Genomic DNA, 26,430 nt, shown 5'->3' on the forward strand with positions numbered 1-26,430 from the left:
TACTGTTTTAGAAAGGTCCACGAGCTTCCCGCAGTCGCTCGCCTCCCGCGACGGGGTGGCCGAGCCGTGACAATTATCACAAGGATTCCAGCCGTTTATGCCTATCTACGTTTACCGTTGGCCCCAATTCTCCAGAGAAAAAAAGGATTTAGATGCCTACGGCATGACAACGTGGGTGATAAAAGGCTTTCCCTTCGGACGGGGTCTTCTGAAGGGTGACTTCGTCCTTTTTATAAAGAGCGTTTTTGTAACACGGTGATTGCCAAAAACTTAATCTATGATTGCTATTCTCTAAATTTGCGCTAATTAGGCTAATCCATTCGCTGAATTAACGCTAGTTTGGAGAATACAGCCAAAACGATCCTGTACTTCTAAGCTATTAAAAAGCGTAATCGTGCCTACTATTGGGAGTTTTAACTCCCTACAACTGCCGCAGATAGCTAATCTTGGCAATCAAGTGGTCTTCCTGACTGCGCGTGTCGAGGCGCGTGGTGGATTGGAACTCGCGCTTGTTGAACACGATGTAGATAAACGACAGCGGTTGATACTCCCACGACAAACGAATGTTGTAGTTGTTGGCTTTGGTGTCGGTGTTGCGCTGGTAAAAACCGATGAGCTGGAGGCGGGGGTTGGCCGCAAAACGGCCCTCTACCGACAATAAATCCACATTTTTGGTGGTGTTGTTCACGCCCACATTTCTAAAATTATTCCGATTAAACCGCCCCGTGATGGAAATATGCGGAATCGGGGCAAGCAATACGCTCAGGTTGGTGGTATTGAGCTTGCCGTTGTAATACGTCCCGTATTCTCCATTCCACGTAAAACTCAGCTTTTTAGAACCATCGCTCCCCCAATACACCGTATGACGTGTGTAGTTGTAGGCACCCGCCGCAATTTTCACCCCTAACGGGCTGAAAGGCTCGGTGAGGTACTGGTAGGTGGGGGTCATGATATGCCCCATAAACCCACCCGACTGGAGCATGATCCAGAAAGGACTCAGGCCATACGAACGCTCAATGAGTTTGCCCGTACTCGCTTGATTGTAAAACTCCACCAATAAACTCGGCTCAAACGAACGAATGATTTTTTTGAAGGGCAGGTGTTTGCCACGATAAAACCAAAAAATCCCCGGCGTAGTGCCGATTACGTCGGTACGGGAAATAAAACCAACGGCAGGATTGAATGATTTTGAAATCAGCGACTGCGTCCACCAGATTTTCCATTGGTTGGTGGCGTAGTAGTATTGCGCCGCTCCGGCCGCGCCCGTCACGTTGCCTTTGGAATCGTGGCTGAGGTTGAACATCCAGTTGAGCGAATGGGCTTCGTTAAATCGTACGAAACCGTCGAGATTGCCCACAATATTGGTATTGCCCGTGTCACTTTTGACCGTTACTAAGGCCCCCAAACGGCTTTGTTTTCCTAAGTTTTCAGAATAGCGCCCCACAAAATAGTTGGTCGCTGGCGACGAGTCGGTGCCCCGTTGACGAATGTACATGGCACCGTAATTGGTCTTGGCTGAGCGGCTCACAAAACGGGCACCGGCATCAATCGGAATGGGGTTCCCGCTTCCGTCCAAGCCTATCTGTCGGCTAAAAAAGGGCTGAATACGCATCGAACCGCCCGACAGGTCAGAAGCTGGGCCAACGCCAATCCCGAACAGTGAGGCATTTTCTAAGAAAAACTGCCGACGCTCGGGGAAAAGCACCGAAAAGCGCGTCACGTTGTTGACCTGCCGGTCGGCGTCGGCTTGCGCAAAGTCGGTATTAAAGGTCAAATCCAACACGGCTCGCGAGTTGATGGCCCATTTTACTTCACCCCCCAATTTCACGGCGGCATCGTGCGGTTTGCGTCCGTCCATGTTGCGGTAGCGGTCGTACGAAGTCAAAAAGAACGGTTGTATGCGTACGTTGGCCGTCGGCGGGGGCGGTTGCAGTCCTTTGATAATGCCCGCGTAGTCCATGCGTAATACATTGAATGAACGCGGAAACGGTGAAAACGCATAATTCTCGTTGGTCATGCGTCGGCTTCGATTGAGGTTAAAACCCCAACTTTGAAAGGTGGAGTCTGACTTGGCATAGCGCAGGGTTTTCCAAGGAATGGCAAATTCTGCCACCCAACCCGAATCTGAGCGGGCGGTACGCACGCGCCAGAGACCATCCCAATCCAAATCAATGTAGTTGGCATCAAAAGCCAAAAAATCGCGCTGAACGCCGTGCGGGTTGGTCGTAAACACCATGGCATTGCGGCGGTCGTTGAAGCCGTCGATGGTCATGCCCACAAAATCAGACGTACGGGTGTTGAAGTCCCGCTTAAAATCAATGACACGGATGGATTTTTTTCCCAACGTATCATAATTAAACACGCCGATGTACAAATAGTGTTGGTTGTACAGCGCCCGCATTTCGGTACGGTGGCGCGGAATTTTGCCTTGATGAGGGTCTATTTCTATAAAATCACTTTTGGGTTTGGCCAGCTGCCATTCTTTGTCGTTGAGTAGTCCGTCTATTTTTAGATTGTTAGAAACCTTGACGGCCTCAAATTCTTTACGAACGGAATCGGGTTTAAACAGAAGTACATCTTGCGAAAAACAGAGAAACGGTACCATGCAAAAGGCCAGCGCAAACTTACAGTTCATACGAGGAAGTGGAATAGGATATAAATAGGCCTGCAAGTTAGTATTCCTTTCTTAAATCACTCTCCCCCAAAAGATGGGAAAACGTAGTCGCAGGGTGATTTTTTGTGGACTATTGGGGCGCTTTTGGCCCCGTGGGCTTTGTGAGATGGCACTTTCGTTTACTTAAACGAGTAAAAAGGAGCCTTTAATTGATTTTGTCATTGTTTCCGAATAATGCTACCCAACACGCTCCGTCACGATTAGTATCTCTCAATAAGTCAGCTCAATGAAAAGTAAAAATTTGGTATTTTTTTTGGTAAGCCTAACGGCCCTGATTTATGCCTGTAAGGTGCAGATGACAACCTCCTCTTCATCCGCTCCGTCGGCTACGCCAGTGGTCATTACGCAGGCCGAGGAACAGGCCAGTCTGAACTTGCCCGTGGAGACGGTTCCCGCCATGGTGCCGCTGAGTCCCGCGCAAAGCCAGCAGGCATTTCGCGTACCTAAAGGCTATCACATGGAGCTTGTGGCCAGCGAACCCATGATTACGGAGCCAGTAGCGCTTGCGTGGGACGGTAATGCCAAAATGTACGTGGCGCAGATGGAAACCTACACCCAAGACGCCGACGGCACAGGTACCAAAGTGAAAATCAGTCGAGTGATGTTGCTGGAAGACACCGATAATGACGGAAAAATGGACAAAAGCTCCGTTTTTATCAAAGACTTGATGCTGCCCCGAATGCTACTTTGCGTCAACCACGAGTTGTTGGTCAATGAAACGGATACCTACGATATTTATAGCTACAAAGATACCAATGGCGACGGCGTGGCGGACGTAAAAAAGCCCGTTTATATCGTTGGCAAGGTGGCCCCTGGCAATTTAGAGCATCAGCGCAGCGGATTGGTATGGAATCTTGATAATTACATTTACCAGACCGTAGACCCCGTCCGTTTTCGGTATACCAACGGCGTCTTGAAGGCCGATTCCCTGCCTAGCGGCTCCAACGGCCAATGGGGACTGACGCACGATAATTACGGACGCTTGTTTTTTAGCCGTGGCGGGGGCGAAAATGCGGGTTCAGGCTTCCAGATTAATCCCAAATATGGAGCGTTGGAATTTTCTGATGCGTACAGTGAAGAAACCTTCAGCCCCGTGTGGTCGAGCATTTCCAACCCCGACGTGCAGGGTGGGCCCAAGCGGCTGCGTTCCGACAGTACCCTAAACCACTTTACATCGGCCAATGGTCAATCCATTTTTCGGGGCGACCGCCTTCCAGCCGATTTGGTGGGGGATTACTTAATCACCGAGCCCGTTGCCCGTATTATCAGACGCGCCAACGTCGTGAATCGGGAAGGCAAAACCTATCTCGAAAATGTATACCAAAACAAAGAGTTTATTTCTAGTACGGATTTCTTTTTCCGACCCGTCAATACCTACACTGGCCCCGATGGTTGTGTATACATCATAGACATGAATCGGGGAATCATTCAGGAATCTAACTGGACGCCCAAAGGAAGCTTTTTGCGCGACCAAATCGAGCGCTATAAGTTGGACAAAGTGAACCAACGGGGTCGCATCTGGCGACTGGTCCATGACGGATACACCCGAGGCCCTCAACCCAAAATGTTGGATGTACCAGCGGGCAATCTGATTCCGTATTTGGACCACCCCAATGGCTGGTGGCGGGATAATGCCCAGAAACAGATTGTTATTTTGGGGGATAAATCGGTCATCCCTGTTTTAAAACAAATGGCTAAAGGCCAGCAGGGCTCATTGCCTACGCGCCCCTCGGCGTTGGGCCAGCTTCATGCGCTGTGGACTTTAGAAGGCCTTAACGCCATTGACAAAGAAGTGATTTATACCGCCATGAAAGACCCTGACCCACAAATCAGACGGGCGGCCATCTGGATTGGCGAAACTTATCTGAAACAAAACGATGAGGAATTTATCACAAAACTAAGCGAGCTTGTTTCCGACGCTGACTATGATGTCAAAACGCAGTTGATTTTGTCGCTGGGAGCGAGCAAAAACGAAAGCGCTAAGCGCATCGTGAAAGGTATTCTGGAACAACATACCGACAAACAAATGTTGGTCAGCGCCAAAGCGAGCATTGATAAAAACGAAGACATTAAAACCTACGGTAGCCGATTGGGGCGACTGTCGGCGGGCGACCGAAAATTAGTGATGGAAGGGGCCGAAATCTATAAGGCTATGTGCGCGGTATGCCACGGGAATGACGGAAAAGGCTTGTCTTCCAATATCGCCCCGGCGCTTTTGGGGGCCAAGCACCTGATTGCTGATAAAGAAACCTCCATCCGAATTCTGCTCCACGGCCTGAAAGGACCGATTGAGGGGAAAGCGTACCCAACCGAAATGCCCGCAATGAAAGATAACACCGACGAATGGATTGCGGCGGTGCTGAGTTATGCCCGGCATGAGTTTGGGGCCAATCGCCCAAGAGAGTATCGAGGCTTTCCTTATCCAGCGGTGTATCCGGCCGATGTTAAGAAAATGCGAGAGCAGCATTCCGTACTCAATGAGGCGTGGACGATTGAAGGTTTGGAAAAACTTGCTCCTCCGCTGCCTGTCAACCGGTAAACGTTTATTGCGTGACGGTGCCCTTGGCGGTGCGCGCACTGCCAAACTCCTTTGCTTCAATTTATGCCTTTGAGTGAGTATTTTAAACGTTTTTGTTTCTTAGTAGAATAATTTTCTCAATAACGGTATCCATTCCAAATGACCCTACATTCGGATTTTATTCTTCAGGTTCACGGTCTTTCCAAATCGTTTTCGGGTGTCAAAGCGCTTGATGATGTGCAGTTAAACCTGCGCAGGGGAGAGGTTCACGCGTTGATGGGGGAAAACGGGGCGGGTAAGTCGACCTTCATGAAAATTTTGATTGGCCTGCTTACGCCCGACGCTGGTGAGATTTTGTTTGAAGGAAACGAGTTGAAAAACAGCAATGTCAGCGAGGTCTTGAAACAAGGGATTTCGATGATTCATCAGGAAATTTTGATTGTACCTGAGCTGACCGTTGCCCAAAATATTTTTCTGGGAAGAGAGGCTACCCAATGGTTTTCGAGTTGGTTAAACGACCATGAGATTAATCGACAGGCGGAAATCCTGTTGAAGCAAATAGGGCTAGAGGTAAGTCCCAAAACCAAAATGAAATACCTCAGCGTGGCCGAAATGCAGATGGTGGAAATTGCGAAAGCCATTTCAAACAACGCCAAGGTTATCATCATGGATGAGCCAACATCGGCGATTTCGGATAAGGAAGTAGCAACGCTGTTTTCCATCATCAAAGACCTAAAATTCAAAGGCGTGTCGGTAATTTACATCTCGCACAAAATGGATGAAATCTACCAAATTGCGGATTCGATTACGGTATTGAGAGATGGGAAATACATCGGCACCAAGTCCGCCGCCGAACTTGACCGTAAAAGCCTGATAACGATGATGGTCGGGCGGGAAATAAATACGCTTTTTCCTGAAAAGTCTTCGCCCAAAGGAGAAGTCGTTTTATCCGTAAAAAATCTTAGTCAGCGCGGCAAATTCGACAATATTAGTTTTGATGTACACGCTGGAGAAGTAGTCGGCATCGCTGGATTGATGGGCGCTGGTCGGACAGAAATAGCGCGGGCTATATTTGGATTGGATGCCTTCAGCGGCGGTGAAATTGTACTCAAAGGCCATAAAATAATCATTAAATCGCCGCGGGATGCCATCAGAAATGGTATTGGATACGTGAGCGAAGACCGAAAAGGCGTAGGGTTTATCCCCGCACTGTCGGTCAAACACAACATTACGTTGGCGAGTCTGTCAAGTCATACCAAAGGGGGGATGATTCAAGACAAAAGCGAAAGCGCAGTAGCTACTCAGATGATAAACGACCTGAAAATCAAAACGTCGGGTATGGACCAAAAAGTAACTCATTTGAGCGGCGGTAATCAACAAAAAGTGGTCATCGGCAAAGTATTGCTTGCTTCGCCCGAAATCGTCATCTTGGATGAGCCCACGCGGGGAATCGACATTGGAGCCAAATTTGAAATTTATAAGCTAATCAACGAGTTGACAGCCAAGGGGATAGCCGTCGTGGTGATTTCGTCAGAACTGCCCGAGATACTTGGCATGAGCGACCGCATTGTCGTATTGTCAAAAGGAAAACAAACGGCCCTACTCTCTAAACAAGAAGCGACCCAAGAAACGATAATGAAATACGCAATGCAGCATTAAAACAGTTGTTTCAGATTGATGGAGGTGAAAAAGGAAGTGGTAAAAAACTGTGGCGGAGGTTGCTCACAACCGCCGCTCTCATGGAAGAAATAGGAACGTGAACCCAAATACTTTAGAATGAATAATTATTTTACGCAATTAGGGAATTCCACCAAACAACGGGCACGTGGCATGGGGCAATACGGGATTTTCATCGCTTTTGTGGTGATTTGTCTCATCTTGTCGCTGATTACCCCAAAATTCCTGACCGTTTCCAATTGGACCATCATTGTTACGCAAGTGTCTATCAATGCGTTACTGGCATTTGGAGTTACGTTTGTCATCATCACGGGCGGGATTGACCTTTCGCTGGGTTCAATGGTGGCCGTAACGGGGATTGTGGCATCGCTATTGGCGCATCCCGATGACTATCCCGTCATTGTGCCCGTTCTGGCGGGTTTGTTGGCGGGCGTTTTCATGGGAGCGTTTAATGGAACCATCATCACCAAAAGTAAGGTGCCGCCGTTTATTGTTACGCTCGGCACCATGACCATCGGGCGGGGGTTGGCCCTGATTTTGAGCAAAGGACGTCCTGTTTCCAATCTTTCCGACTCATTTAATTTTATTGGTGGTGGAAATGTTTTGGGGGTTCCCTTTCCTATTATTGTGCTTATTGTAGCGTTTGTGGTATGTTCGGTGGTTTTGAAAAAGACGATTTTGGGGCGTTACATTTATGCCGTTGGGGGCAACGAACAGGCCGCAAAAGCATCGGGAATTCGAGTAAATAAAGTCAAAATGGCCGTTTATACAATATGCGGCGGATTAGCGGCCTTGGCAGGCATTTTGCTGACCTCCCGAATCACCACTGGACAGCCAAACGCGGGAGCTGGTTTTGAACTTGATGCCATTGCGGCGGCCATCATCGGTGGCACAAGTACCTCAGGAGGAACAGGAACCATGACGGGAACTCTCATCGGTGCCTTGCTAATTGGTGTGATTAGCAATGGGTTAGACTTGCTTAATGTCACCTCCTATTACCAGCAAGTCGTGATGGGGGCTATCATTATCGGGGCCGTGGTACTGGATGGCTGGAATCAGTCGGCCGCGCAGCGATAAGTAAGCAGGCCGTCTTCTTTAACCCCATGCTTTAGCTTGGGGAGTGAAAATAAAATGCAGCCCAAAAGGGCTTTAGCCCTGACTGTTTTGTAGTAACAAACTGAACTATATTAATTGAAAATGAAAAAAATATACCTTGGATTGATTGCTTTGGCGACGTTGGCAGGATGTAACCAAACGAGTGAAAAAGAGAGCGGCGAAAAGAAAATGGTCATTGGCGTTACGATGCTGAGTATGCAGAATGAGTTCATTGTCAATGTCAGTGATGAAATGGAGAAAAAGGCGCAGGAGTTGGGTATTGAACTAATCACCGTGGATGCCGAGCGTTCGGCGTTGAAACAGATTGAACAAGTCGAGAGCTTCATTGCCCAAAAAGTAGATGCCATTGTGATGAATCCTTGCGAAGTAGAGGCGAGTTCGCCGGCGGTGACCAAAGCTTTGGCGGCCAAGATTCCCATCATCAATGTTAATTCAGAAACCAGCACTAAACCTTCGGCGTTTGTGGGTTCTGATGATGTGGAGTCGGGCCGAATTGCCATGAAATTCATTGCCGAAAAACTGGGCGGTAAAGGAAATGTGGTCATGATGCACGGCTACATGGGACAAGCCGCGCAAATCAAACGCGAGCAGGGCGCGCGCGAAATTTTGAAACAATATCCTGACCTGAAACTAATTGCGCATCAAACGGGCGAATGGGACCGCGCCAAGTCGATGTCACTGATGGAAAACTGGATTCAGTCTTATGGCAAAGACATTAATGCGGTATTTGCCCAAAACGATGAAATGGGCATGGGAGCCGTCAATGCCCTGACGGCGGCGGGCATGAAAGATAAAGTGATTGTTGTCAGTATTGATGCGATTCCTGATGCACTGCAAGCGGTAAAAAAGGGAACTTTGGACGCGACCGTTTTTCAAAATGCACAACAACAGGGAGCCAAAGCAATAGAAACCGCCGTGAAGCTATACAAAGGAGAAGCCGTTGAAAAAGAGGTGCTTATTCCTTTTCAGTTGGTTACCAAAGACAATGTAACAACCTTCATTAAATAAGGATAGTTAGGGATATTTTTTTTAGCTACCGTCCTTGTCTACTTTAGAAAAAACTTAATTTAGAAGTTTTTGAAAAACTTTTTATCACAAAAATATCCCATTCATAATGGGTAAGTGTTTCTGCTTTTAGTAATTATAAACTTACAATATTTAATATAAAGCACTGATATTCAGCCTAATGTAGAAGAGGGTGCTTTTCTACATTGGGCTTTTTAATTTCAGGCACGCCCGAATGGGGGTTTAAATCCAATTTGAGTGGCAATAACTTCTTTCTCTTTTGACCGAAACCGACTTCAAAGCGGTCTTCTCTAGGATAATTTCAGGGTATGTTTTGACTTTGGCAGGATGGCATAGGATAGTTCTTTTAGCGGACTTTTAAATATTTGTACAATAAAGGGGATTTATATTTCTATTTTATGAATCCTTTTTACTATTATCTATCTACTTAACATTTAAATCATTTTCAAATGAAAAGAAAATTTATTCTATCTAAGAGTAAATTCCGGACGCTTTATTCCCTGCTGGCGCTGGTTTTACTTTTTACATTTTCCTCGTTTGCGCAACAATCAATCACGGGTAAAGTTTCTGCTGCCGATGGAGAAACGTTGGTTGGGGTAAACGTAAGCGTTAAAGGAACCACGAGAGGTACCACAACTGACGCAAACGGTACGTACAAAATTGAGGCGGCGAGTAATGCAACGTTGGTATTCAGTTACATTGGTTATCTGACCAAAGAGGTGGTTGTAGGAAACCAACAGACAATCAACGTAAGCTTGGACGTAAATGATAAAACCCTTAGTGAAATCGTGGTAGTGGGGTACGGTAGCCAAGTGAAAAAAGAAGTAACTGGAGCTGTTCAGACGATTACAGCTAAAGAAATCAAAGACCTTCCAGTTTCTCAAATAGCTCAAAAGCTTCAAGGGCAAGTGGCTGGGGTACAAATTAACCAAACGACAGGTCGGCCAGGGCAAGGGATGAACGTCCGTATCAGAGGTCAACTTTCGGTATCGGGTGGTAGTGATCCACTCTACGTCGTTGATGGTTTTCCGATTACGGGAAATATCGGTGCTCTCAACCCCGACGAAATTGAAGATATTTCTATTTTGAAAGATGCCGCTTCTACTGCGCTTTATGGTTCGCGGGCGGCCAATGGGGTTGTACTTATCACCACCAAAAGAGGCAAATCGGGTCAAACCAACGTAAGTTTTAACGTTTTTACGGGTACGCAAGTAGTTCCTAAGAAAGGACGTTTTGAGATGATGGATGCGGTTGAGTTTGCTCAGTTTAAAAAAGAATACTATGAAGATGCCAAACAGCCCGTTCCTGCTGAATTCCAAAACCCATCTATTTATGAAGGGAAAAACAACGACTGGTACGATGCCGTGCTTCGTCGTGCTCCTCTACAAAGCTACAACTTGACAGTGACTTCAAACAAAGATCGGGTAAGCACTTCATTGGTAGCAGGGGTATTCAATCAAGAAGGGATTGTAATCAATACCAAATACCAACGCTATTCACTTCGTTTGAACAGCGAATACAAAGTTTCGGACAAAGTAACGGTTGGTTTGAACATCGCTCCGCAATATGTATTTGATAATACGCCACGTACCGACGGCGACCGTGGTACAGGTATCTTGTTCAATGCCATCCACACTTGGCCGGTGATGCCTATCTATGATGACAAAGGTGACCTGACGCTTTTCAACCGTTTTCCTTCCAGCACCGGTAATATCTTTGCTTATCCTAACTGGGTGCGTGCGGCAAATGAGTTGGTCAACGAAACCAAGCAAACCAATATTCTCTCAAACGCCTATATTTCCTACAGCCCTATCAAGGGTTTGACCTTGAAATCAACGTTCAACGTCGAGATGCTGAATCAAAAGTTCTTCTTCTTTAATCCTTCTACGGCTACCAGTGCCATCAATACGGCGGTACCTGTTACGGCGGTTTCGATACGAGAAGCCACCGACAATTTGGGCTGGTTGAACGAGAACTTGGCTACGTATGTCAAGTCATTTAATAACCACAACTTTGAGCTATTGGCAGGTTATACTAACCAAAGTTTCCGTAGTGAATCAAGCCGTATCCAGGCAGATACTTATTCAGATGACCGCCTTCCAACGATACAGGGGGCTATTAACGTCGCTCGGGGCGGAACCTTCAGCAACGTGCAAGAATGGACATTGACTTCATTGCTTTCGCGTTTGGCCTACAATTATAAAGGCAAGTATCTTTTTACTGCCTCTATTCGTCGCGACGGTTCTTCTCGCTTTGGTTCTAACAACCGTTGGGGTACTTTCCCATCGGTATCCGCAGGGTGGGTAGTATCTGACGAAGATTTTATGAAGAATTTCAGCAAAGTCTCTTTTGCTAAATTGAGAGCAAGCGTAGGGGTAACGGGTAACAACAACATCGGTAACTATACACAGTACGCGCTTATTAACAATACGGTGAACGCCGTCTTTGGAAACAACGTGGCTGCTGGGGCGGCTGTTACATCCCTTGCCAACTCTAACCTTGGTTGGGAAACAACCCGTCAGGTGGATGTTGGTTTTGACCTTGGATTCCTCAATGACCGTCTCCAATTTACGTACGACTATTACACCAAAAATACCACCAACCTGTTGTATGCAGTACAGATTCCTCAAGAGTCAGGCTTTACTAACTTCAACGACAACATCGGTGAAATTAAATTCTGGGGACATGAGTTCTCGCTTAACACTCGCATCGTTGACCGTGGTAAGTTGAAGTGGAGCGTAAACTCTAACATCTCGTTCAACCGCAACAAAGTGTTGGCCCTTGCCGATGGTATTGATCGCGTGTATGGTCTACACCACATCACAAAGGTAGGTGAGCCTTTTGGTCAGTTCTACGGACACTTGGCCAACGGTGTATATATGAACGCCGAAGATCTCAAAAACTCTCCTGTTGTTCCTGGACGTTCATTTGTTGGTACAATTAAACTCGTTGACGTAAATGGTGACGGGGTTCTTACCAACGGTGGAGACAGAGATGACCGCACGATTTTGGGTAATCCATTCCCTAAATTTACTTACGGAATAACCACAAACTTAACATACGGCAACTTCGACTTTAGCGTAATAGGCTCGGGTTCGCAGGGCAACCAATTGTGGGTACGTCACTTGTACAGTACTGCCAACCTTGATGGGGTGTTTAACCTTCACAGAGAAGTAAAATATCGCTTCCGCTCAGAAGCCAACCCTGGCAAAGGGTTCTACGGAACCACCGTGGGTGGTGGTACTGCAACGGGTATTGAGCGTGACTGGCAAAACAGCCGTTTCGTAGCCGATGCTTCTTTCTTTACCATCAAAAACATTACGGTAGGTTATACCATCAACAAGCGCAATAAGCTTTTCCGCTCGGCACGCGTGTATGCCTCTATTCAGCAGGCGTTGGTGTTTACCAAGTACTGGGGTGGATCTAACCCTGAGACCAGCGCGCAGCAAAACGGACAAGGTGATGGTGGAAACCTGAGCCCTGGGGTTGATTTGTTCAACTATCCAGTACCACGTACGTCGACGATTGGGGTAAACTTTAATTTCTAGCAAAGTAGATTTAGTTGATTTGGAGGGTGTAAATCCATTTACACTGTGGCTGCACTCCTCCAAATCGCATAAAATCAACTTAAAAACACTGAATAAAACATGAAAAAATCAATCATATTTTCTATTGCGTTAAGTCTAGGGGCATTTAGTTGCAGTGACGACTTCCTTACCGTTACGCCAGAGACTGCGTTGAGTTCGGCCACATTTTTTAAGACTGAAACCGACTTCATACAGGCTGTCAATAGTGCTTATGTTCCGCTGCGAACACTTCATAATATTACTTCTCATTTACTTTCCGAGCAACATTCGGATAATGCACGCTACGTACGTAACGTCTTGTTTGGAGCGACCGAAAACCAGTCGAACTTAGCAGATTTCAACGTACCTACGGCGAATGGTATTACTACCAACGGTAACGTTCTGACGGCTTATCGTCAAAACTACCTCATCATTGCCCGGGCTAACCAGGTATTGGCATTGATTGATGCTTCTACTATCCCTGATGCAACCAAAAAGAATGTAAAAGGGCAGGCACTATTTCTGAGAGCGTTGTCTTATTTGGAAATAGCACGTTACTTTAACCGTGGCCCACTCCAATTAACTCCCGTTAGTGTACGTTCAGAAGCTGCTGCTGCGCTTGGTACAGGCGAACAGTTGTACGCTCAAATCATCAAGGATGCCACAGAAGCCATTGGTTTATTACCCGCAAAATCTGCACAGGAAGCAGGCCGGGCTACTTCCGGAGCCGCTCGTGCTTTGTTGGCTAACGTCTACATGATTCAGAAAAAATGGGCTGATGCCGAAACGCAACTTCGGGCCATTGTATCAAGCGGTGAGTATAGCTTGATGCCCAACTATGCCGATGCATTTTCTAACAGTACAAGCAATAAGAACACCAGGGAGTCGGTCTTTGAAGTGCAGTATTTGGAAGGTTCGCAGGGCCTTAACGGAAACTTTTTGTACAGTATGCTTCCTTTTCCTATCGCTGCCAATGAGTTGGTTACGATTACGGGAACATCTAATCCCCAGCCTTTATCTGGTGAAGGCAACAACATCCCAACGCCCGATTTAATAGAGGCCTATGAAACAGGCGATAAGCGTAAAGAGGCCACGATTGGCACGATTACTTTGGGTGGTGCTTTGCATGCCAACAAAACTTTTCCTTACATCAAAAAGTATGCAAGACCGCATGCGTTGCACAACAACCACGGCATGAACTGGCCCATTTATCGCTACTCAGAAGTGCTGTTGTTCTTGGCAGAAGCATTGATTGAGCAAAACAAATTGGCGGATGCTACTCCTTTCCTCAATCAAGTTCGCACGCGTGCGGGATTGGCCAATACCACTGCCACTACCCAAGCCGCCCTGCGCGATGCTGTGTATCAGGAGCGCCGGGTTGAGTTGGCTTTTGAATCAAAGCGTCTGCATGATTTAGTTCGTACAGGTCGCCTTGAAACCGTGATTAAAGCCTACGGAGACCGGGTCAAAGCTGATAAATTTAGATATTATTTCCCAGCTGAAGGTTTTGTGCCAAGCGATGCTTTCACCAACATTACCCCTTACTACGGTCTTCCTGCTGCCGAGGCAGACTTAAGTCCTAATTTCTAACGTATAGCCCAAAACGAGCCGGTTTCTTCTACAGAGACTGGCTCATTTTGATTTTACAGTGATGAAATTAGAAAAGGATAGCCCATTTTGTAAACGATAGGGTAAAACATACTGACAGACTAGCTTTTGTTACAACAGAAAATTTCATACTAATTACATTTAAAAGCATACACTTTTATGTATCCTAAACACCAGTCTATCCCTAAATTGTTGGCAGTGGGAGCCTTATTCGTACTGGGAGCTTCCTTTACGATTTTAAATAAAACCGAACCAGCTGTCAATGGCCGAGACGACCCAAAAACGGAGAAATTAAAACTCCAACCTGGCTTTAAAGCCGAACACCTTTACAGTCCTTCAGAAAATAACCAAGGTTCTTGGGTCTCAATGACATTTGATGATAAAGGGCGTATGATTGTTTCTGATCAATATGGCGGGTTGTTTCGTCTGAAAATCCCTGCGATTGGCGCGGGTACAACGCCCTCTATTGAGAAATTAGAAATTGGTAAAGCTGTAGGAACCGACACTGTCGGAATGGGCTATGCACAAGGGCTATTGTACGCATTCAACAGCCTTTATGTGATGATCAACAACCGGAGCAACCCTAAGTTTTCGAGGGGTAGCGGCCTGTATCGTTTACAAGATACGAATAACGATGACCAATTTGATAAAGTGACGGTCTTAAGAACCTTCAAAGGGGAAGGAGAACACGGACCGCACAGTATTGTTTTATCGCCCGATAAACAATCTTTATTTGTAGTGGCGGGTAACTTTACACAACCCGGGACGATGGATACTTATCGCCTTCCACCCGTATGGCAGGATGATAATTTGCTGCCCATGATTAAAGACCCACGCGGCCACGATGCCGAACCAAAAGTACCGGCGGGATGGATTGCGAATATTGATCCTGAGGGAAAAAAATGGGAAATGGTAGCTTCTGGCTTCAGAAACCCTTACGATATTGCCTTCAACGAAGCGGGTGATTTGTTTACTTACGATTCAGATATGGAGTGGGACTTTGGCCTTCCTTGGTATCGCCCAACGCGGATTGCTCACGTGACAAGCGGCCTAGAATTTGGTTGGAGAACGGGTACGGCAAAATGGTCGGCCACTTGGCCCGATAACCTTCCTGCCATCGTGAATATCGGACAAGGCTCTCCTACCAACTTGATTCACTTGAAAGATGCCAAATTCCCTGCGAAATACAAAAGAACCCTTTTGGCTTTTGACTGGAGTTTCGGAATTATGCACGCCATTAATCTTAAACCCTCGGGGGCTACCTATGCTGGTGAAAGAGAAGAATTCTTGTCGGGAATTCCCCTTCCTTTGACTGATGGCGCGATAGGTCCTGATGGAGCATTGTACTTCCTCACCGGAGGCCGTCGTCTCGAATCTGATTTGTATCGTGTTTATTATGATGGGCCTGAAAGCACAGCACCTGTTGCTGCTGCGCCAATCAATAAAGACCATGAATTAAGAAGAAGTTTGGAGCGTTTTCACGGTGCACCTAACAGCGCGGCTGTTGCCACAGCTTGGCCATATTTGAAACATCCCGATCGTCACATTCGTTATGCGGCTCGGGTAGCGGTAGAAAATCAGCCAGTAGCAGAATGGCAGGATAAGGCATTAAATGAAAAAGACCCGATTGCCTTAACCAATGCAATGATTGCGTTGGCAAGAGAAGGCAAACCCGATCAAAAAAGTGCCATATTTAAGGCATTGATGTCCATCAACTACAAAGCGCTTTCAGAAAGTCAGCAAATTGATATATTGCGGGCGTTCGAACTTGTACTACTTCGTATGGGGGTACCTGATGCAGCTCAATCAGCTCAAGTCAGTGCCTATCTTAATCCTTTTTATCCAGCTGCTAACGCTGACATCAACCGGGGGTTAAGTAAAGTATTAGTAACGTTGGAGGCTCCTGGTGTAGTAGCTAAAACACTTGCGTTGCTTGAAGCCAAAGAGGTTCCAGCAAACACAACGGCGGGAGGTGCCACGGCCACGGCTTCGGCGGAATTGATTATGCGTAACCCACAGTATGGGTTAGATATTGCAGATATGTTGAAACACATGCCGCCCGCACAGCAGACCTTTTATGCTACCATGTTGAGCGTTGCCAAAAGTGGTTGGACGCCTGAACTGCACGAAAAATATTTCAAATGGTTCAACAAAGCATTTAGTTATAAAGGGGGCCGAAGCTATATTGGATTTATTGAAAGAGCCCGTAAAATGGCGCTGAAAAACGTTCCCGAAAACAAAGTTGCCTACTACGACAAACTTTCGGGTGGCGAGTTGCTGAGCAAAAACGGAAATGATTTGGTCAAACTGGTTTATCCCAAAGGCCCAGGCAAAAACTGGAAATTAGACAATGCACTTCCGTTGGTTGAAGCGGGATTGTCGGGACGGAATTTTGAGCAAGGCAAAAACATGTACAACGCCATTACCTGTAACCGTTGCCACAGTATGCGCGGCGAAGGTGGAAGTATCGGTCCTGATTTGACGCAGTTAGGAACTCGTTTCTCCGCAAAAGATATGCTTGAAGCGATTATCGAGCCTAATAAAACCATTTCTGACCAATACGCCGCAACGCACTTTACACTCAAAAATGGACAGACGGTCGTGGGACGATTGACCAACGAAGATGCCAATAACTATTACGTTTCTCAGAACCCGTATGAACCTGAGACCGTCATGAAGTTGGCGAAAAAGAACGTAGCATCGCACAAGTATTCACCAGTGTCTATCATGTATGGTAACTTAATCAATAGCCTCAGCGAAGAAGAATTGAAGGATTTGATGGCTTATTTGATGGCTGGAGGAAACGAAAAGAACCCGATGTTTACTGCAAAATAATAATGCAGAACTAGGCGAAAAATAAATAAAAACAGTTTGATGAGAAAAGATGGCACGTCTATGTGCCATCTTTTTTTTGTGACAGCAGTCTGTTGCTGAGATAAATACGCTCTAAGCCATCTTCGGCAACTACATTTCCCCCAACAATTATAGTGCCAAACCTATAAAGCCTACTTGTTCCAGTTAGTTCATTTGCGAGAGATGTTAAAATAAAGAACTAGTCCTTTATTTTGTGCTTGAGCCTCTAGTTGTAAAATTGGCATAAAACAGGCTTTTTTTTTGTTTTTCGATAAAAACACACCCATTTGAGTAGAAAATAATTTTGCCCCCCTCGTTTCTATGTAGTGATTCTTCGGCAAAATGGCATAAAAATTGCGCTGTAATCGCTTACAGAATCTGAAAAGTATAAATTAATACCCTACTCATGAATTTAGTTATTAATAAACGTATGCAGCATTTAAGGTTGCTGCCCAATAAAATCTTCTATAGTTTCTCCCAACTCTCTTTGGTAACAACAATTTTATAAACCCATTTTGGTTGCCATTCCACTAAAATATAAATACAGATTGCAAGAGATTTGCCTATTCTGATTTTAGCTAAAGAGAGAATCTTATTCATTCTTCACGGTTACATTTTGGCTTTTTCAACGTCATAGCTATCTGAATAGCTAGCGATTTTAAACGAACCTTTTATTGTTGATTATATGAAAAATAAATTTCTATTCTTTCACTCTAAGTCGATAGTTTTCCATAGTATTTTATTGCTTATTGTACTTTCTCAGCATAGAGTATTGGCACAGACTTGTAGTATTTCTGTGAAAACGAGTGTTTCAGGCTGCTATCAGAGCAATGGATCCAAGGCTACGGTAAGTGTGGAGGTAGCTTGGAGTAATGCACCTTCTGGTGACAATATTGTTGTAACCTACGGCGCGCAATCCCGTACCATCATTCCTGGACCTTATACTACATCGGGCGGCAATGGTACGATAGTTTCTCCGCAGGTGGTAGCTTTTGAAGTAGACGCCAATGGCGCAACAGGACAGCTCGTGACGGCAAATTTTGTTACGAATACTGGCTGTTCTGCCACGAGTACAGCTTTCAGCCTACCTTCTGCGTGTTTACCATTAAGCTGTACAGGTAATGAGCTGGGCGGTACTGTGTTTTACGACTACAATGCCGACGGCAAAAAAGATGCAGGCGAATCATTGGGATTGCCTGCTGTAACCGTCAAGGCGTTTGACTGTGATGGTAATTTGGTAGGGACCACTACCACGGATGCTTATGGAAAATACGTATTTGCAACAGTTGCGGCTGCAAACTACCCCTTAAGAGTGGAATTTAGTAACTTACCTGCTCTGTATGGTCAAGGAACGATGAATGGTGCCGATGGCCGTACTACGACGCAATTCATAAATGCACCAGACTGTAACGTTGATTTGGGTGTTTTGAATCCCGTAGATTACTGTGAGAGCAATCCAATGCTATCCATCCCGTGTTATGTGTACGGTGATCCTCTGCCTGCTGGTTCAGTATCAGGTACAAGAGATGCCGTAGTGGGTTTTGATTATAATTTATCAGGGCTAACCAATATGGCTGCAATGACTCACATTGCCACGGCTTCACAGGTCGGAACAGTATGGGGAGAAGCATACAATAAAAAGACCCAAAAATTGTTTATGTCTACTACCCTCAAGCGTCATTCAGGCCTTGGACCTCTGGGTTTGGGGGGGATTTATGTTACAGATTGGTCTGATCCGCTCAATCCTATTACTACGCCTTGGCTAAGTGTCACATCATTAACGGTGAGTGGTGTACCAATTGATGTAGGTAGTATCCCAGTAAATGGAGCGGGAGGGCGAGGTTTGTCAACCGACCCGACCCAGCCTAGCCGAGATTCGATTGCCTTTACTCAAGCCGCAAAAATAGGTATTGGAGGTCTTGCGCTGTCAGAAGATGGTAATACCCTATTTTTTACCAACCTATTCGATGCCAAACTTTATAAAGTGGATATGACTACTTATAATGCAAGTGGTACAAATCCTACTACGGCTACTTCAATTGATGTATTTGGATCAACAAGTTGCCCAGGCGGTACAATTCGTCCATGGGCGACCAAATTTTATAAGGGAGATGTTTACGTGGGTGCTGTTTGCGATGCACAAACTTCTGGAAGTAAATCAGATTTACGCGCGTTCGTTTATAAAGTAAATCCTACTACTGGTACTTCAACCATGGTTTTTGATTTTCCTTTGACCTATCCTAAAGGGTTTGCCAATACCGACGGATTGAGTGCAACAGGTTGGTATCCTTGGTCGGACCTTTGGGCAGGTCGCTTTATTACGGCGAACAATGAAGTCGTGCATCCTCAGCCGATATTTCAAGATATTGAATTTGACATTGATGGAACCATGATTTTAGGGTTTGGCGACCGTAACGGGGTACAGACGGGCTATCGGAATTACATGCCGACGGGTACCTCAACGGCTCTTTATTCAGGGCACGTAAGCGGTGATATACTCCGGGCTTTCTATAACCAAAGCGGGGCCTATGTATTGGAAAACAACGCCAAAGCTGGCCCTAACATCGGTTATGGACCAAACAACAACCAAGGGCCAGGCTTTGGAGAATATTACAATGATAATTTTCAGGATAAAAATAATGGCAATATTTTCCATGCTGAGATTGTAATGGGTGGGCTTGCCGTTCGCCCTGGCAGTGGTGAAGTACTTGCAATAACCATAGATCCGCTGGATGTACCTTCAGGAACTTCTTTTTATGCCCCTTATCTACAAGCGGGTGGAGTCCGGCATTTTAACAATCAAACTGGACAGACTACTTCTGCCTATATTGTTTATTCCAGCAATTTGATGCCGGGCCTATTTGGTAAGTCAACAGGCTTGGGAGACATCGTTTTGCGGTGCTCTTTGCCCCAATTTATCGAAATCGGTAATCGGGTTTGGGTAGATACCAATAAAAACGGTGTTCAAGACCCCTGCGAAAAAGCACTGCCAGGTGTTACGGTTTCGCTTTACAAAGGTGCGGCGCTTATTGCTACAACCACAACCAACGCTAATGGAGAATACTACTTCAGTTCAAAATCTAAACTTACGACAGGTACTTGGTCTGGTACTGGAGCAGACACGACATTGCTGCCCACTACTCAATATTCATTGGTTTTTGGACAAAGCGGAAATCAGTATTCTGCTGGGACATTGACCGTTTCGGGCAATGGGAAGTTTGTAATTACGACAAAAGACGCAACCGTTAACAACGGGAATGACCAAAATGACAGTGATATTGCTGAAGTTAATGGTTTCCCTACTATATCTGTTACGACTGGCGATTTGGCGAGCGTCAATCATACCTTTGATGCGGGCTTCTACTGTGTATTTCCAGCCTCAAGTAATATACAGGTTGCTCTGCCGAGTTGTCCATCTGTGATAGGTACTAATACAACTGACGGAAAAATTCAAATTACCGCTGCGGTTGAATTCGCTGACCGATTCCGGGTTCGGGCCGGCACCAATTGGATAGGAGCCGCTGATACTACTTATGCTACGGCAGCATTGATTGGCAGCACTTTTCCCAAAGACGTACAGACCGGAATTAGTAGTGCAGGAGGAAGTTATATTATTAGATTGTATAACGGTGAATGTTGCTATCGTGATACGATCATCACTATTCAACCACGTACAAAACCAAATGCAGGAGCAAACCAAAGTATCTGCGCACCAACGACCACGGCGACGTTGACGGCCATTACAGCGGGAGGTACATGGACTGCACAAGCTGGCAACCCTGCCGCTGCTACTGTTACCAGCGCAGGTGCAGTGAGTGGCATGAGCGCCAATGGCACGTATAAATTTATCTATACACTCAACGGTTGTACAGATACCGTATCCGTCATCCGTAATCCTAAACCAGATGCAGGAGCAAACCAAAACATTTGTGCGCCTGCTACCACGGCGACGTTGACGGCCATTACAGCGGGCGGTACATGGACTGCACAAGCTGGCAACCCTGCCGCTGCTACTGTTACCAGCGCAGGTGCAGTGAGTGGCATGACTGCCAACGGCACGTATAATTTTATCTATACGCTTAACGGTTGTACAGATACGGTGTCGGTGGTTCGTAATCCCAAACCAGATGCAGGAGCAAACCAAAACATTTGTGCGCCTGCTACCACGGCGACGTTGACGGCCATTACAGCGGGAGGTACATGGACTGCACAAGCTGGCAACCCTGCCGCTGCTACCGTTACCAGCGCAGGTGCAGTGAGTGGCATGAGCGCCAATGGCACGTATAAATTTATCTATACGCTTAACGGTTGTACAGATACCGTATCCGTCATCCGTAATCCCAAACCAGATGCAGGAGCAAACCAAAACATTTGTGCGCCTGCTACCACGGCGACATTGACGGCTATTACAGCGGGAGGTACATGGACTGCACAAGCTGGCAACCCTGCCGCTGCTACTGTTACCAGCGCAGGTGCAGTGAGTGGCATGAGCGCCAATGGCACGTATAAATTTATCTATACGCTCAATGGTTGTACAGACACCGTCTCGGTGATTCGTAATCCTCAGCCAATCCAAGTTAATCTATCTCCAGCGGTAATTTGTGAAAATCAAAGCCTGACTTATACCGACGCCTCAGGGACGAACGGTACTTGGAGCGGTCCAGGGGTGAGTGATACGGGCACGGGAGCCACCGTGAGCGGAGCCGCCGCCCTGACCCAACTGGGCCAATCGGCCCCCACGAGTTTCTATATTTACTATACACAAATACTTGGAGAATGTAGCCGAACCGACAGCGGTCTTGTAAGCATTAATCCTCGTCCTTTGGTGAGCATTACAGGTCCAACGCTAGTGTGTGGGAATGAATTACCAGTGAGTTTCACAGGCTCCCCTGCGGGCGGGACGTTCACTCTGCCACAAGGTTTACCCGTGGGAGCGGTAACCATCAGCAACAACGTGGCCACGCTAAATGCTGGTTTTAACATTGCGAGTTTGACATTCAGTTACCAATTTACCGATGCCACCACGGGTTGTAGTAACACCGACAGTCACAGCATTACGGTAACGCCGGCCCCCAATGCGGGCCCTGACCAGACGTTGGCCTGTGTGAATCCCGTGACCAACACGCTTCAAACGACCACGACTTTGACAGGTGCTCCCTCGGGGGGTACATGGTCGGCGCAATCAGGTAACCCTGCTTCGGCAATGGTCACAAACGCTGGTGTAGTGACTGGCATGAGTATGGCCGGTACATATCAATTCATTTACACGTTGAACGATTGTTCGGATACGGTATCGGTGACGGTTTCGCCTTGCCAAGGATGTGTGAAACCCAATGCAGGAAACGACCAGAGTATTTGTTCACCAACAACCACGGCGACGTTGACTGCGATAACATCGGGCGGCACGTGGAGTGCGCAATCGGGCAACCCTGTATCGGCAACGATAACGAACGCGGGTGCGGTAGCTGGCATGACGGTTGATGGCACTTATCGTTTCATATATTCCGTGACAAGTGGAGGAGAAACCTGTACAGATACGGTGTCGGTGGTTCGCAATCCAAAACCAGATGCAGGAGCAAACCAAAACATTTGTGCGCCTGCTACCACGGCAACCTTGACGGCCATTACAGCGGGAGGTACATGGACTGCCCAAGCTGGCAACCCTGCCGCTGCTACTGTTACCAGCGCAGGTGCAGTGAGTGGCATGAGCGCCAATGGCACGTATAAATTTATCTATACACTCAACGGTTGTACAGATACCGTATCCGTCATCCGTAATCCTAAACCAGATGCAGGAGCAAACCAAAACATTTGTGCGCCTGCTACCACGGCGACGTTGACGGCCATTACAGCGGGAGGTACATGGACTGCACAAGCTGGCAACCCTGCCGCTGCTACCGTTACCAGCGCAGGTGCAGTGAGTGGCATGAGCGCCAACGGCACGTATAATTTTATCTATACGCTTAACGGTTGTACAGATACGGTGTCAGTGGTTCGCAATCCCAAACCAAATGCAGGAGCAAACCAAAACATTTGTGCGCCTGCTACCACGGTGACGTTGACGGCCATTACAGCTGGAGGTACATGGACTGCACAAGCTGGCAACCCTGCCGCTGCTACCGTTACCAGCGCAGGTGCAGTGAGTGGCATGACTGCCAACGGCACGTATAATTTTGTCTATACGCTTAACGGTTGTACAGATACGGTGTCGGTGGTTCGTAATCCCAAACCAGATGCAGGAGCAAACCAAAACATTTGTGCGCCTGCTACCACGGCAACCTTGACGGCCATTACAGCTGGAGGTACATGGACTGCCCAAGCTGGCAACCCTGCCGCTGCTACCGTTACCAGCGCAGGTGCAGTGAGTGGGATGAGCGCCAACGGCACGTATAATTTTATCTATACACTCAACGGTTGTACAGATACGGTGTCAGTAGTTCGTAATCTGAAGCCAGATGCGGGAGTCGATCAAACTTTAACGTGTCCTCCATCGGGCATTTCACCGACAACTGCTACTCTCTCAGGCGCGCCTTCGGGGGGCGTATGGTCAACTTTGGCCAGTAATCCTGCCGCCGCGACGGTCACAAATGCAGGTGCTGTAAGTGGAATGACAGTAGCAGGTACCTATCAATTTATTTATACTTTGAATAATTGCGCAGACACCGTTCAAATAGAGGTTCCTACTTGTATCGTGCCAGTGTTCGACTTAGCCTTACGCAAGACCTTGGCCACGGGCCAGAGTGCGAGCGTTGTGGCGGGTAGCAATGTGACGTTCACCATCACGGTGTTCAACCAAGGGAACGTCGATGCGACGAACATTCAAGTAACAGATTACATTCCAACGGGATTGACCTTGAACGATGCCAACTGGACAGCCACTGCTGGAGTCGCCACGCTCAACACGGTGATTGCAAGTTTACCTGCTGGTCAAAGCACGACAAGAGACATCACCTTTGTTGTGAGCACAGGATTCACGGGTTCGATTAGTAACTTAGCGGAAATCAGTTCGGCGACGGGTGGTACTGATGTAGATTCAAGTCCTGATAGTAACCCAGCCAATGACGGCACGCCGAAGAATGATGTGATCAATGAAAACGGATTGACGGGTGGAGACGAGGACGACCACGACCCAGAGGTAATTACGGTGACGCCAGCGCCAGTGTTCGACTTAGCCTTACGCAAGACCTTGGCCACGGGCCAGAGTGCGAGCGTTGTGGCGGGTAGCAATGTGACGTTCACCATCACGGTGTTCAACCAAGGGAACGTCGATGCGACGAACATTCAAGTAACAGATTACATTCCAACGGGATTGACCTTGAACGATGCCAACTGGACAGCCACTGCTGGAGTCGCCACGCTCAACACGGTGATTGCAAGTTTACCTGCTGGTCAAAGCACGACAAGAGACATCACCTTTGTTGTGAGCACAGGATTCACGGGTTCGATTAGTAACTTGGCGGAAATCAGCTCGGCGACGGGTGGTACTGATGTGGATTCAAGTCCTGATAGTAACCCAGCCAATGACGGCACACCGAAGAATGATGTGATCAATGAAAACGGATTGACGGGTGGAGACGAGGACGACCACGACCCAGAGGTAATTACGGTGACGCCAGCGCCAGTGTTCGACTTAGCCTTACGCAAGACCTTGGCCACGGGCCAGAGTGCGAGCGTTGTGGCAGGCAGTAATGTGACGTTCACCATCACGGTGTTCAACCAAGGGAACGTCGATGCGACGAACATTCAAGTAACAGATTACATTCCAACGGGATTGACCTTGAACGATGCCAACTGGACAGCCACTGCTGGAGTCGCCACGCTCAACACGGTGATTGCAAGTCTACCTGCTGGTCAAAGCACGACAAGAGACATCACCTTTGTTGTGAGCACAGGATTCACGGGTTCGATTAGTAACTTAGCGGAAATCAGCTCGGCGACGGGCGGTACTGATGTAGATTCAAGTCCTGATAGTAACCCAGCCAATGACGGCACGCCGAAGAATGATGTGATCAATGAAAACGGCTTGACGGGCGGAGACGAGGACGACCACGACCCAGAGGTCATTACGGTGACGCCAGCGCCAGTGTTCGACTTAGCCTTACGCAAGACCTTGGCCACGGGCCAGAGTGCGAGCGTTGTGGCGGGTAGCAATGTGACGTTCACCATCACGGTGTTCAACCAAGGGAACGTCGATGCGACGAACATTCAAGTAACAGATTACATTCCAACGGGATTGACCTTGAACGATGCCAACTGGACAGCCACTGCTGGAGTCGCGACCCTCAACACGGTGATTGCAAGTCTACCTGCTGGTCAAAGCACGACAAGAGACATCACCTTTGTTGTGAGCACAGGATTCACGGGTTCGATTAGTAACTTGGCGGAAATCAGCTCGGCGACGGGTGGTACTGATGTGGATTCAAGTCCTGATAATAACCCAGCCAATGATGGCACGCCGAAGAATGATGTGATCAACGAAAACGGATTGACGGGCGGAGACGAGGACGACCACGACCCAGAGGTCATTACGGTGACGCCACCAGCACAAGTAGACTTATCATTGAAAAAATTGATTAACACCAAGATTGCTCAACTCGGAGACACACTTACCTACACCATTAAAGTCTTCAACCAGTCAGCCACTTTGGCAACAGGTGTAGAAGTTACGGACTCGTTGGCCACTTCGGTACAATTTATCAATGGAAGTTTTACATCCACTCGTGGCACGGCTGCTATCACCAATAATGTCATTATCTGGAATATTGGCAACATTGCGGCCAGTGGAGATACCGTCACGCTTACGTATAAAGTGAAAGCCATTCAGGAGGGTGTACATTTCAATACGGCCGAGATCAGCAAGACCAACGAGTCTGATGTGGATAGTACGCCAGGCAATGGGGTAGGTAATGAGGACGATATCGACCGTCAATGTTTCACTGTACCGCTAAAATTGTGTGTAGGAGAGAAAATAGAACTTAGTGTGCCCTCATACTTAGTGAATGTACAATGGTACAAAGATAGTGGTACTACTCCTGTTGCTTCGGGTAATGTAGTGTTATTCAGTGAGGCAGGCAGTTACACCTTTACGGCTTCCAACCAACAGTGCCCAGCCACTGGATGTTGCCCGATTATCATCGAGCCAGGAGACAATTGCTGCCCAGTAGATTTGTGTATTCCGTTTACAATTAAACAAACCAAAAAGGGAGAAAAGCCATTGTAAATCCTATTGAAGAAAAAAAATCCTTTTCTTTTCAGTAATCATATAGCTTGACTCAGTTTTACTAACTCCTCGTTCACATTGTGGGCGAGGAGTTTTTGTGTTTGGCGTGATAGACATATTTGAAGCATAAATTTTTCTTTCACGCATACTTTTGTACCTCTGATTTTTGCGT

General features: G+C 47.0%; 9 protein-coding genes. 8 read left to right on the forward strand and 1 reads right to left on the reverse strand.

Annotated features, from left to right (window positions below; genetic code table 11):
* Positions 1-421: 421 nt before the first annotated feature.
* Positions 422-2,635 (reverse strand): carbohydrate binding family 9 domain-containing protein, encoded by a 2,214-nt coding sequence (locus DR864_RS22305; protein WP_114069048.1) that lies wholly within the window; start codon positions 2,633-2,635, stop codon positions 422-424.
* A gap of 265 nt (positions 2,636-2,900) precedes the next feature.
* Between DR864_RS22305 and DR864_RS22310 the strand changes: the two genes are divergently transcribed.
* The 8 genes from DR864_RS22310 (at position 2,901) to DR864_RS22345 (ending at position 26,258) form a co-directional block, all read left to right on the forward strand.
* A complete protein-coding gene (locus tag DR864_RS22310; RefSeq protein WP_114069049.1) occupies positions 2,901-5,213 on the forward strand; it encodes a DUF7133 domain-containing protein in 2,313 nt (770 codons plus the stop codon).
* A gap of 138 nt (positions 5,214-5,351) precedes the next feature.
* Positions 5,352-6,851, forward strand: a complete 1,500-nt coding sequence (locus DR864_RS22315; protein WP_114069050.1) for a sugar ABC transporter ATP-binding protein — start codon at positions 5,352-5,354, stop codon at positions 6,849-6,851.
* Positions 6,852-6,968: 117 nt separating this feature from the next.
* Positions 6,969-7,946: an ABC transporter permease gene (locus DR864_RS22320; protein ID WP_114069051.1), complete on the forward strand. Its 978-nt coding sequence runs from the start codon at positions 6,969-6,971 to the stop codon at positions 7,944-7,946.
* Between the two features lie 120 nt (positions 7,947-8,066).
* A complete protein-coding gene (locus tag DR864_RS22325; RefSeq protein ID WP_114069052.1) occupies positions 8,067-8,993 on the forward strand; it encodes a sugar ABC transporter substrate-binding protein in 927 nt (308 codons plus the stop codon).
* 467 nt (positions 8,994-9,460) lie between these two features.
* Positions 9,461-12,559, forward strand: a complete 3,099-nt coding sequence (locus tag DR864_RS22330) for a SusC/RagA family TonB-linked outer membrane protein (protein ID WP_114069053.1) — start codon at positions 9,461-9,463, stop codon at positions 12,557-12,559.
* Positions 12,560-12,658: 99 nt separating this feature from the next.
* Entirely contained in the window at positions 12,659-14,167 is a 1,509-nt protein-coding gene (locus DR864_RS22335; RefSeq protein WP_114069054.1) for a RagB/SusD family nutrient uptake outer membrane protein, read from the forward strand.
* Between the two features lie 177 nt (positions 14,168-14,344).
* Positions 14,345-17,020, forward strand: coding sequence for a c-type cytochrome (locus DR864_RS22340; RefSeq protein WP_114069055.1), 2,676 nt, complete (start codon positions 14,345-14,347; stop codon positions 17,018-17,020).
* Positions 17,021-17,834: 814 nt separating this feature from the next.
* Positions 17,835-26,258, forward strand: a complete 8,424-nt coding sequence (locus DR864_RS22345; protein WP_162794047.1) for an SdrD B-like domain-containing protein — start codon at positions 17,835-17,837, stop codon at positions 26,256-26,258.
* Positions 26,259-26,430 lie beyond the last annotated feature (172 nt).

The sequence above is a fragment of the Runella rosea genome (assembly GCF_003325355.1).
Classification (GTDB): domain Bacteria; phylum Bacteroidota; class Bacteroidia; order Cytophagales; family Spirosomataceae; genus Runella; species Runella rosea.